Raw genomic sequence first — 11,765 nt, 5'->3', positions numbered from 1 at the left:
GTTACTTCCGTTTTTTGGAAGGCGGACCCCAGGGGATGACGCCCACCCGGGTGAACCGCGGGAAACGGTGCCCCGCGGAATCCTGGCCGATGCCGATCCGGCCGGCGTCCAAAAAAGTGAGGACGGCGCGTTGGGGGTTGTCCTCGGTGCACAGGCGCCGGCTCAACAGTTCGCAGGCGTCGGACTGGGCTTCTTCACCCACCAACCGCTCGATGAACACGGCGGCCTGGTCGGCCAACTCTTCCCCCAGAGCCGTCAAAACACGGCCGCGGAAGGTCTCCCCCCGGGAGAGGGCGCCGGACAGTTCGGTTTCCAGACCGCCGCCGATGGTGGCGGCGAACAGGGTCAAGGCCACGGGGGCGGGATCGCCGGCAACGGGCTCCCAAAAAGTTTCCAATTCCCCGGGGGCGGAGCCGCGAACGACCGTGGTGTAAAGGGCGGCCGTGTCCAGGAGGGCCTGGGCGGCTTTCGCCTCGGCTTCAATGTCGCTTGAGAGCTCGGGGGTTTCCTGGGGGTTGTCCAACAGGACTTTGAGGTTGCGGAGGACGGCGCTCGGGCGCGCGTGAAGGCGAAACTTTCGGATTTTCTTCGTCGCGACCGCCGCGGGGCTCATCACCGCAGGGAACGACCGCTCTTGGACTGCCAGAGGTAGACCAGGGGCGTGGCGATGAAGAGCGTCGAGTAGGACCCGACCACAACGCCGAAAGTCAGCGCCAGGGCGAAATCACGGATCACCTCGCCGCCGAACAACAGGAGGGAAATCAAAACAATGAAGACCGTCAGGGACGTGATGATCGTCCGGGAGAGGGTTTCGTTCAAGGAACGGTTGATAAGGGCGTCCAACCCCTCCTTGCCCGTTCGGCCCCGCAGGCGGATGTTTTCACGAATCCGGTCGAAGATGACGATGGTGTCGTTGATCGAATAGCCCGCGAGGGTGAGGAGCGCCGCGATCACGGTAATGGAAATTTCCCGGTTCATGACCGCCATGAACCCCAACGCCAAAAAGACGTCGTGGGCCAGGGCCAAAACGCCGGAGACGCCCCAAATCCAATTCCGGAACCGGAACGCCACGTAGACCACGATGCCCAAAAGGGAAAACAAGATCGCCAAACCGGCTTTCACTTTTAAATGGGCGCCCACCACCGGCCCCACGAATTCGGCGCGTTCTTCGATGAACGGGTTGTCCGGGTGGGCCGCCGCGAAGGCGTTCTTGACCCGGCTTTCGATGGTCCGGCGTTCTTCTTCCGATTGTTTCGTTTTGAAACGCAGAATGACGGCGTTGTGTTCGGGCACGCTTTGAAGCTCCGCCCCGCCCAGACCCGCCTTGGACAGCGCGGACCGCACGTCCGCCAAGGGCACGGGGGTTTTTTCAAAGTACCCTTGGATCAAGGTCCCGCCGGTGAAGTCAATGCTGAGCAAGGACTTACCGCGGACGACGATGGCGCCGACACTGACCACCGCCAACACCGCCGACAGGCCGAAGAAAAACTTGTAGTGCTTGATGTAATCGAACTTGGGGGTTTTGAAGAATTCCATTAGACGCTCAACTTTTGGACGTTGCGGTTTAACAGCAAAAGGTCGTAGGCGGTGCGCGTCACCACGATCGCGGTGAACATCGACACCGTCAACCCGAGCATCAAGCTGATGCCGAAGCCCTTCACCGGGCCCGTCCCGAATTGGAACAAAAAGACCGCCGCAATGATGGTGGTGAGGTTGCCGTCAAAGATGGCCGAAAAGGCCTTCTCGTAGCCTTGGTCGACGGCGAGCCGGGGGGTTTTGCCCAGGCGGATCTCTTCGCGGATGCGCTCCAGAATGAGCACGTTGGCGTCCACCGCCATGCCGATCGTCAAAATGATGCCCGCGATGCCCGGCATGGTGAGGGTGGCCTTGAACATGGCCATCAGGGCCAAAAGCAAAACAAGGTTCAGGACCAACGCCAAGTTGGCGAGCACGCCGGACCACTTGTAATACACCGCCATGAACAAGAAAATGATGGCCAGCCCGAGGGCGCCGGCCGCGAGGCCCGCCCGAATCGAGTCGTCGCCCAACGTCGCGCCGACGGTGCGTTCTTCCACGATCTCCAAGGGCGCGGGCAGGGCGCCGGCTTGGAGGACCGATTTCAAGAATTTGGCGTCCTCGGGGGTGAACTGCCCCTCGATGATCGCGCGGCCGTCGGGAATGGAACTGCGGATCACCGGCGCGGACATCACCGTCCCGTCCAGCACGATCGCCAGGTTGCGACCCACGTTGGCGCCGGTCACGGCGGCGAACAACTTGGTTCCTTCGTCGTTGAACTCCAGGGCGACGTGGGGGGCCGCGCCGGAGTAATCGCTGCCCATTTCGACGCGCGCGTTTTTCAAACCGGCGCCGGTCATCTCGGCGGTGGTCTTCACGACGTAAAAAGCGGATTCCTTGCCGGGGAGCAACTCCATGCCCGCCAGGAGGAGGGACTTGATCTCCTTGGGCATTTGGCCGGGCCTCAAATTGAGGGGGCCCAGGTTCAACTCGCGCGCCTTGTTGATCAACCCGTCCGGCAGGGGGGCGCTGTCGACCAAACGAAACTCCAACAGGGCCGTGCGGCCGATCAGATCCTTCGCCTGGTTGCGGTCCTTCACGCCGGGCAGTTGAACGACGATCCATTTTTGCCCTTGGCGAACGATCAGCGGTTCCGACAACCCGTATTGATCGATGCGGTTGCGAATGACCTCAATGGCCCGGTCCATGGCTTCGTTGACGGTTTCCATCCGATCGTCGGGCAGTTTGGCGGTTTGCAATTCCAGCAACAAATGGCTGCCGCCCTGCAGGTCCAGGCCGAGATTGAGGATTTTGTTGACCAGGGGGTTGCGCCGTTGGCGCATTTCTTCCTGCTGGGTCCGGGGTTGGCGGTAAAAAGAGAAGGAGGGGAACAGGGTCCAGGCGGCCAAAAGGGCCACCGCCAGGATGACCAGGGACTTCCAGTAGGCGCGGTGCATTTTATCGGGCCGTGCCGTTCCCGACGACCTCGGGCTCCACGGCCGACGGGTCGCCCTGGACCACCTGCGCGATGTACCCGCGGTTGACCTGGACCTTGACGTCGTCGGAAATTTTCACTTCCACCACTTTGCCCTTGATGGCTTGGACGGTCCCGTAGAGACCGCCCTGGGTGAGGACCTGGTCGCCCCGTTTGAGCGCGTCCAGCATCGTCTGGTGTTTCTGCCGCTCTTTTTGTTGAGGGCGGATCAAAAGGAAGTAGAAGATGCCCAAAATCGCGATCCAGGGGATCAACATCGTCATGCCGCCGGAGGCGGCCTTGGCCGGTTCCGCCCACGCCGGCGCGCCCGCGAACATTGCCATCACAAGGAAAAACGTCTTCACGCAACCCCCTCGCGCGCGGACCGCGATCGGCCTTGGCGCGCTTCAAAATCCTTCTTAAATGTGGAGAATTCCCGACGGACGATCGCCCGTCGGATCGAACGCGTGAAGTCTAACATAAAGGCCAAATTGTGTAAAGTCAGGAGCCGCAGGGCCGCGTATTCCCCCGCCCGGAAAAGGTGGGCCAGGTAACGGCGGGTGTAACGGCGGCAGACCGGACAGCGGCAGTTTTCATCCAGGGGGCGAGGGTCGGTGCGGCAGGCGTTGGTCTTAAGATTGAAGGGGCCATCCCAGGTCATGGCCTGGCCGTTGCGGCCGTTCCGCGTGGGCCAGACGCAATCGAACATGTCGACCCCTCGTTCCACGGCCGTCAGCATGTCCTCGGGCCGTCCCACCCCCATTAAATAGCGGGGCCTATCGGCCGGCAGCTCGGCCACGCTCGCCTCGATCAATTCCCCCAACATCTCCCGGGGTTCACCCACGGACAGCCCCCCGAGGGCGTGGCCGGGGAGGTCCAACTCCGCCGTTTGTCGGGCGCTTTCCCGCCGCAGCGCCGGGAAGGTCGACCCCTGGGCGATGGGGAACAAATTCGTTTTTTCCATCGCGCCGGAGGCGAGCCACCGCTCTTTGGCGCGCGCCTCCCAGCGCAGGGTGCGCTCCATCATGTCCCGGGCCTCGGATTCCCCGCAGGGGTAGGGCGGGCATTCGTCCAGGCACATGGCGATGTCCACGCCCATGCGGAGTTGGGCGTCCACAACGGTCTCCGGGGTCAAGCGGTGGCGCGCGCCGTCCACGTGGGAGGTGAACACGACTCCCTCCTCGGAAATCTCCCGTCGGTTCGCCAGGGAAAACACCTGGAACCCGCCCGAATCGGTGAGAAGGCCCCCCTTCCAGGACATAAAGGCGTGAAGCCCGCCGGCGGATTCCAACAAATCGATGCCCGGCCGCAACCCGAGGTGGTAGGTGTTGCCCAATATAAGGTTGTACCCCAGGTCTTCCAAATCCTCTGAAATCAGGGTTTTGACGGAGGCCTGGGTGCCCACGGGCATGAAGACGGGGGTTTCGACTTCCGCGTGGGCAAGCCGAAGACGGCCGGCGCGAGCGGCGCCATCCGAGGATTCCAATGTGTAGAGGGGTTTCACGAACGGCAGAATAGCAAATGCCGTTTAGGCGTTGGTCTGGAGGTAGAAGAGATTCTTGATTTCGTTGGCCAGGAGGTTGGTGGCGTCGACCACCAACCCGCCCGCCAGGGCGATCAGCAAGCGAACGACGTCTTGGGGCAGGTCGGCCTCGACCACCCACTCGCTCCGGTCCATGAGGAAGAGATCGGTGGGGGCCAAATCGGTCACGCGGGAACGGCCCTGCAGGTCCAACAAGAGGGCTTTGACGGAGCGTTTCCCATCCGTCAACGGTATTTGGGATTTGACACGAACGGCGGCCCGAATGTCCCGCAGTCCCGCGAGGCGACGGGGCAGTCGGTCCAAATCCCCGATCCCGCTCGGCAGAACCCAGGTGAGCTGCCCCGCGTTTAAATCGTTTTTCCGGCTCAACAGCACCTGCAATTCCGCCAGCCGGGTTTCGTCCTGGGCGCTGGGCGATTCGCCCAACATCGATTCGGGGATCTCCACCACCAAGGGCCGACGCGCGTCCAAGGCGGCGTTGATTTGTTCCCCGGCGGGGGAGAGGCCCGCGTTGAACCCGACGGCGAACTCGCCCGCCCAAAAATTCCACTGGTCCTCGGTTAAATGGTGTTCGCCGAGGGTCGAAAGGGCGAGGAAAACGCGTTCGGCGGAACCCGAGGGATCGTCGCGCCGCGTCGCGGCGGCCGTGATGGCACCGGCGCGCCGCACTTGATCCGTCGACAAAAGACCGCTGGGGTCGGTCAAAGTCCAGCCCCCCAACGCTTCGGTCAAGGCCGCGCGGGCGGCTTTGGACCGCCAACGCTCGGTTTCGACGAAAGCCCGCACGCGGGAAATTTCAGCTGTCAAACCTCCCACCGCCACCGGGCCCGCGGGCCCGCCCAAAAGGGCCCGGTCCAGTTCGGCGCGACGGTCCACCGTGACGGCGTTCGCGGCCGCCAGGGGCGTTCGGCGGCCGAACAGGTCGCGATAGATCAATCTCCAGAAATAGTCGCTCAGGGGATCGGTCTTCACCCCCAAAATGTTGTGGGGGGCGAATTCATCGAAATGGGCGTTAAGCCATTCCACCACCCGACCCGCGGCGGTGGAGGCCGTGGGGACCGAACGCTCGATTCGAAACGCGAAGGGCGTCCCGCGCAAGACCACCGGCGCGGCGCCGTCAACGACCGACGCGCGGGCCGCCCAGCCCCAGGCGCCGGCAATTTCGTTCACCGCGGCCATCACGGTGTCCCGGGAATAGGCGGGACCTTCCCAATATTGGGGGGCGAACAGGGTCCGCGCCTCGACAAAACCCTGTCCGTTGCCGAACAGAACCCGCAGCGCGCGGTTCAGCCGGGCCAAATCCTCGGGCGAAGGCGTGACCGTCCACCGGGTCGTGAGGCGCAAAATTTCCTTGCCTTCTTCGCTGCCACGGGCGCGCAACACGGCGGTGCCCAACCAATCCAGCGCGCGTTGCTCCGTGACGGGCCGGCCTTTTATTTCCGTTGGGAACGCCGCGTGCACCCGGTGTGTCCCAGGATTCCAATACACTTTGGCCAGACCCCGCAATTGATACGCCATGAACGCGGCCAATACGCCTTCCCGGGCCACGGCCGCGGCCGAACCCACCGGCGCTTCCCCGCTCCCCAGGGCCGGAAGGTCGGCCGAGGCCAGAATGCCCTCGGGGTGCGCCGTCGCCCACGTCCCGTCGGGGGGCGCGAGGGCGAAGGCGTGGGGGCCCGGCCGGGGCATATAAACCCCGATCGTCTCATTCAACCGTTGGACCCAATCCCCCGCAAAAGCGGTGCGCTCGTCAGGGGTGAGGGACGCGAAAGGATTTACCGCATCGGTCGCCGTCCGTTGCGCTTCCGGTGCGAAAGCCAACACCGCGGCCGGGGAGGGGCTGTCCTCGGTCCGCCGGGCGAGGGCCGCGCGGTGGGCCTTTTCCAAATCGGCCAGGCCGGGGTCCCACCGACGGTGGAGCTCGTCGATCGCTGTTTTCACGCCCTCGTAGATGTCCTGGGCGTCGAAAGGATGGATCGGATTTTCACCGGCGCTCAAGACGGCGTCAAGCCAGTCGGCCAGCTCCCGCGCGGCGATCGCCGGGTTCAGGAGGGGCCCGGGACCCGCCGAGGGCAAGCCCCCGGCCGCGGCGGACAGACCTTCCACCGCCCGGCGCATCCGCCGTGAAGCCCTTCCGGCGGTCCTGAGGGCCGCGGCCGCCAGGGTGATTTCCACGCCGATCAGGATCCACATCCGGTCCATGGGCAGGGCCAGGGCCGTCAACGCCAAGAGGCCGGCGACCCCCCACAGGAGTTCATGGGAGACCGCGCCGCGTTCTTTGCGGGGGCGGTAAATCCGCGCCTGCTCCAAAAGCTTGCGGGATTCTTCCCGGACAATTTCACCGTCCTCCCTGCCCCGCACAAGGAACGCCCGGGCGAGGCGGATCCACTCCAACGACTCCCGGGTCAACCGCTTGATCACGGATTCATTAAGGACCGCCGTGCGCCAATCGTTCAAAATCGCGTTGCCTTCCCATTCCAGCTGATCGGTCACGGCGTCCCGCCAGGGCCCGCCCACTTGCAGAGCGTAAAAGGTTTTAACACCCCGCACGCCGGCGCGGATGTCCTCGACCACCCTGCGGATCTCCAAATCGCTATCGCCCTCCACCCGCACCGACAGGGCCTCGAATTGAGCAAAGAGCTCCTGGCTTTTCTCCCAATGTTCCAGAGCGAGCGCCGGGTTTTGGCTCGCGATGATCCGGTTCCGCCGCTCGCTCAACCGCTGCCGGAGGTCGCGCAAAGCCCTCAAGTTTTCGGGCCGCGCTTCGGCCAGGGATTGCTGTCTCTGTCGGGCAACGACAGCGGCCCGATCGGCTTCTTGAGCGGCGCGCTCCGCCTCCCGCACGTCCCACAGGGCGCGCAACTTTTGAACGCCGGGCTTGTCCTCCACCCCGAGCAGGCGGGCGTCGGCCAGCAAGGCCTCGGCAAAATCCCAATCGGTGATGGGGGCGTCGGCGAGTTGGCCAATTCGCTTGGGGAATTGTTCCTGGGAGCGTTTCCAATTCAAGTTCGCGAAGTTGGCAAACGCGCGAACGGCCATCACGGCGGCGTGGTCTCGGAGGCTTTTCAAACCGACGACGGACACATCTTCGGCGTTGTTCTTGAGGAATTCGACCAGGGCGTTTTGCGCCGTTTTGTTCTCCGAGGCGGCCGCACGGGGAACCAGAGTGCGGACCACCCAATCGACGTCGCTCACCCGCTGCAGAGTTTCCAGGGCTTTTTCAAAGGCTTTGGTTTCCTCGGCCCCGGTCTTTTTTGCCAAGGCCACCTCGGCCGTGGCCGACACGTGGGCCCGCAGGGCCGCCACGCCCCGGGCAAAAGCGCCCTTGTCCCCCCGCAAATTGAGCAGAAACGCGGCGTCCGCCGCCGGGGCTGTGGCCCCCTCCTTGACGTTCAAGGCGACTTCGGCGAGGGGCGCGGACACGTCTTCGCCCCGGTCCTCCAATTGCCGCAGGGCGTCGTTCATGGCCCCGAGGAATTGGTAGTCGACGCGCTCGGGTTTTTGCGTTTTCTTATCGTTCAGCACCGCGTCGCGGGCCGCGATCAAACGGGCGAAACCTTCCCCGAAGGCCCCCGCGCCGAGCCATCGGTTGAGCCACACACGCGCGACGTCGGACTCGCCGGGGTGGGCGGCGATCGCCTTGGGCAACACCGCTTCCGCCGCGGCCAAGTGGCCTTCGCTCGGGGCCAATTCGTGGAGGAAAAGGAAGGCCGACACTCGGGTGCGAAGGAAGCGCACCGTGTCGTCGCCCTGGACGGCGGCCGTCTCAAGCAGATCCAGGGCTTCCCGGGCCAGGGCGAGGCGATCGGCGGGTGTCTCGGCCCGGACCGCCATTTCCAATCGAACGGTCGCCTCGCCGGTGACCGCGCGGGGATCTTCTGGGACGCGCGCCCGGGCGCGCCGGTAAGCCGCGATGGATTCCTCGGCGTTCCCTTCGGCGGCGTGGGACTCGGCGATGTAAAACTCGAGATCAAAACCCAGATCCCGCGCGGATTGAATGGGGTGATGGAAAGCCCCGTTGGGATCCGCCAAGGCCGCCGCGGCCAGGTTCCGCGCCGCCGCGAAATCCCCGCGTCGGAACGCCAAACGGGTCCGCGTGTGGGCCAAGGCCGTGCGGGCTTCGGCCGCCTTGACCACCGGGTTGTGGCGTTTGCCGGCGGCCGACGCGACGGCGGCCCCGGCGGCTGTTTCCAGATGGCCGCCGGCTTTTCCGATGAGCGCGGCCGCCATATCGAAATTTTCCATATCAACGGCCCGGGCGGCCAAATTGTCGAGCATGACCGTTGCGACGTAGTTTCGCGTGAAAGCGTCGGCCGACGGTCCGGCCACGGCGTCGCCCGCCAAGGTCCCCGTCAGAGCCCAGAATTTTTCCTCCAAATCCTTCCGCTGGTCTTCGCGTTGCTCTTCCGGAAGTCCCGGCGTTAATGCGATCAGGCGCAAAAGAAGAATGCACGCGCCGTCGACGTAGGCCACCGGGTCCCGGCCCGCGGCGGATTTCATTTCCTTCAAAAACGCTTGAATGTCCCCCCAACCACCGGACCGGAACAGGGCTTCGACTTTTTCGGAATTGATGCCGCCGCGCGGGCGGCCGGCCATCATCGCCGCCCCGACGAACCCCGCCGCCCACGTTTCCAAAGAGGCGGCGCCTTCGGCCACGGCCTGGGCTGCCCAGGCCGCGTCGGGCACCGCCAAAAGCAGCAGGGCCCCGAGCCCAACAAGCGCCGCCCGGCCCACGGGATTCCAGGCGATCCGCAACGCGGGGAAATCATTCCAGGGGGCCAAAACGTTTGACAGGGGCGAAGCCCCCGGAATCAGGATTCCCGACCCGAAATCCTTTTCCTCGATCACGGGCCGATCCAGGAATTCCTCGAGGGCGGTTTCCACCCCGCGTTCCTCGGTCGACCCCATCGTTCGCCCGTCCACCCGCTGAAGACGGAAGGAATTGAGCACAACGCCTTCCTGGGTGCGGATGCTCGGGTTGCCTTGGATCGAATAGCCGTTTTCCGCCAACCAGCGGGAAATGACGTGGAGGGTCCCCGTTCCATTTTTTAGATTCTTGCCGCGCCCCACGGCCCGGTCCCGCGTCATGATCGTCAAGGCCCGGTTTCCGTCCACGTTGTGGAAAAACGCGAGGGACTGGCCGGCCTCCGCGCCTTCGGGAAGAACGAAGCGGTACTCGAGTCCCTTCTTCTTAAAGTCCTCCGCCACCGCCGCGATGTTCACGCCCTCCGAAAAGAGTTCTTCCGCCCGCTGCCCGACGCGACGCCCGAGATCCTCAATCCGTTGGGTCGCGTACTCGGCGGTTTCCGCCATATTCAAGGCCGGCAGGATCACGAAAAAGCGATCGGACACCTTGCCCCACTCGTAGGTGGCTTCCGCCGCTTGAATGCTCAAACCCTGGGCGGCCAGCAGGCCGGACAAAACGGCCAGAACCCCCGGTTGATCCGATTCGGCCTCGATGGTTATTTCGGCCATGTTCTCGACTTTCGGCCGACGAACCTGGACAACGATTTTTTGTCCGCGCCAGGCCGTGATGGACTCGTTGGGGTGTCCGGGCGCGGGCCGCCAGCCGGCGCTCGCAAGAAAGAGCGGCACGTACTCGGGGTCCTCGCCCCGGCGGGCTTCCACGGATCGGCGGGGTTGGATCCAATAAGACTGCAACAGCGACACCAGGGTGTCGAAGAGGGCGCCCGCGTCTTGAACGTACTGAATCTTTTCCTCGCGGGACAGCGAAGCGTATGGAATGTCCCGGTCGCGGAGACGGGCTTGGCGGAGGTAGGCCCGCCGCGCCAGCAACAATTGCTTGAGGGTCACGCGCCCCTCGAGGGCCATGGCGGCCCACCCGCCCAAAAGGCCCACGAGCCCCTGGGAACCCCACGGGTAGATGAATCGGCTCAGCCAGGTGATGTTGTCGTATTCCCTGACGCCGCCCAACCCCGCCTTGTAATCGGGCTCCAGCACGGGGGTGGCCGGTTGTTTTAGTTTAAAGTCCCGCTCCAGGGTCAAGCGCCGCAACAATTCCATGCGCCGCTTTTTAACCGTGACGGCGTAGAAGGGCCTGATTTCCCTGGAATAGAGGACGGTGTTCCCGGCCACCGGCCGAGCGGTCAACCCGTGCACACGCAGGGCGTGAATGCCCGTGTTCGGGTCGCCGGCGTGGACGGGATCTTTTTCCCAAAATTCCATGTGGCGTTTGATTTCCTGAACGGTCTCGACCGACTTGAGCGGTTTCTCGTCCTGGGGCGACCGCAGGGCCTCCGACAAAGCTTCGCCCAACGCCGCCACGGCGGCGCGGATCTCGTCCTTCGAAACCGGCAACCCGTCGGGGATGACCAGGTTCAAATCGATGTCCGAGGCCAGACCCGGGCGGCGCGAACCGTAGCTGCCGTAGGCCATGAGCGCGGCGGACCGCAACACCGGCCACCGGGCCGCGGTGCGTTCAAACACTTCGGCCGCGACGGCGTCGATGCCTTCCGAATAGGTCCACATCAACGACCGGTAATGGGCCGTGTCTTTCATGGCGTCGGCCGCGGTTTTTAGATCCGCCTTAAAAGCCAGGAAGGCTTCGTTCAATTTTCGATAAACGACGGCGTCGTCGGCCGCGGGGATGCCACACGGACCGCGGTCTTCAACCGGGCGAGCGCCGCGCGCGCGGGGGCGTAGCGAATCCCGGGAAGGGTCAAGAGGTTTTCAATGACAAAAGCTGCGACGACGGTGACTAGGCCCCCGGTGAGCCCCGCGACCAACGGACCCAATGTGGCCACGGGCAGCGCCGCCAAGACTCCAACCAGAAGACCGGTCACCAGGGCCGGGGTTGTGACCCCCCCTTCCGCGCGCGGGCGGTCGAGCCTCGCGCTCGGACGCGCCGCGGGAAATTTTTCAAATCGACCGGCGAGATCCTTGGCCCAGCGAACCACCTCGGCCTGCCGTTCGTCCTCCATATAACCCGGACTTGTCGCCAGGGTGATGAGCTGGGCACCTTCCGCCCACACCGACACCGCGTTGAACTTTGCCTCCCTTTCCTCAGGAGTCAAGCGCAAAAAGGCGTCCAAATCGATGCTGAGCACGTTCGGGCGGACGGGCTCGGTCGCGTCCGCGTCAACAATGCGGGCGGGGAACAATTGGCCGTTCGCCGCGTCCTTGGGCGCGTAGGGCCCGGGGCGCCACCCCGACCCCGGTCCGACGAAATAACTGCGTCCGAAAGCGAGGAGACCCGTTCGGAACGCGGGGACG

Annotated in this window: 7 protein-coding genes (1 of these 7 cut by a window edge); all 7 read right to left on the bottom strand. The window is 64.4% G+C overall.

The window, feature by feature from the left end; genetic code table 11:
* Position 1 precedes the first annotated feature (1 nt).
* Tightly spaced (at most 24 nt apart), the 7 genes in view from IPI56_02325 to IPI56_02295 form a layout consistent with a single transcriptional unit that may run on beyond the window.
* A complete protein-coding gene (locus IPI56_02325; protein MBK7544579.1) occupies positions 2–613 on the bottom strand; it encodes a hypothetical protein in 612 nt (203 codons plus the stop codon).
* The gene (gene secF / locus IPI56_02320) at positions 613–1,536 is read right to left on the bottom strand and encodes a protein translocase subunit SecF (GenBank protein MBK7544578.1); all 924 of its coding nucleotides are present in this window, start codon (positions 1,534–1,536) and stop codon (positions 613–615) included. Before secF ends, IPI56_02325 begins: the two co-directional genes overlap by 1 nt.
* Positions 1,536–2,972 (bottom strand): protein translocase subunit SecD, encoded by a 1,437-nt coding sequence (gene secD, locus IPI56_02315; GenBank protein ID MBK7544577.1) that lies wholly within the window; start codon positions 2,970–2,972, stop codon positions 1,536–1,538. The genes secF and secD overlap by 1 nt, the downstream gene beginning before the upstream one ends.
* 1 nt (position 2,973) lies before the next feature.
* Positions 2,974–3,327 carry a preprotein translocase subunit YajC gene (yajC, locus tag IPI56_02310; protein ID MBK7544576.1) on the bottom strand — a complete coding sequence of 118 codons (354 nt, stop codon included), beginning with the start codon at positions 3,325–3,327 and terminating at the stop codon, positions 2,974–2,976.
* 23 nt (positions 3,328–3,350) lie between these two features.
* Positions 3,351–4,493 carry a tRNA guanosine(34) transglycosylase Tgt gene (gene tgt, locus IPI56_02305; GenBank protein MBK7544575.1) on the bottom strand — a complete coding sequence of 381 codons (1,143 nt, stop codon included), beginning with the start codon at positions 4,491–4,493 and terminating at the stop codon, positions 3,351–3,353.
* Positions 4,494–4,517: 24 nt separating this feature from the next.
* A complete protein-coding gene (locus IPI56_02300) occupies positions 4,518–11,105 on the bottom strand; it encodes a hypothetical protein (GenBank protein MBK7544574.1) in 6,588 nt (2,195 codons plus the stop codon).
* A protein-coding gene (locus IPI56_02295) for a UTP--glucose-1-phosphate uridylyltransferase (protein MBK7544573.1) crosses the window boundary here: on the bottom strand, positions 11,102–11,765 show its end. The gene runs 21,485 nt beyond the window's last position; 664 of the gene's 22,149 nt are visible here — the last part of the coding sequence; its start codon lies off the right edge, out of view — the gene reads right to left on this strand; the stop codon is at positions 11,102–11,104. Before IPI56_02295 ends, IPI56_02300 begins: the two co-directional genes overlap by 4 nt.

The sequence above is a fragment of the Elusimicrobiota bacterium genome, from assembly GCA_016706425.1.
Classification (GTDB): domain Bacteria; phylum Elusimicrobiota; class Elusimicrobia; order FEN-1173; family FEN-1173; genus JADJJR01.
This window is presented reverse-complemented; position numbering and strand designations above follow the sequence as displayed.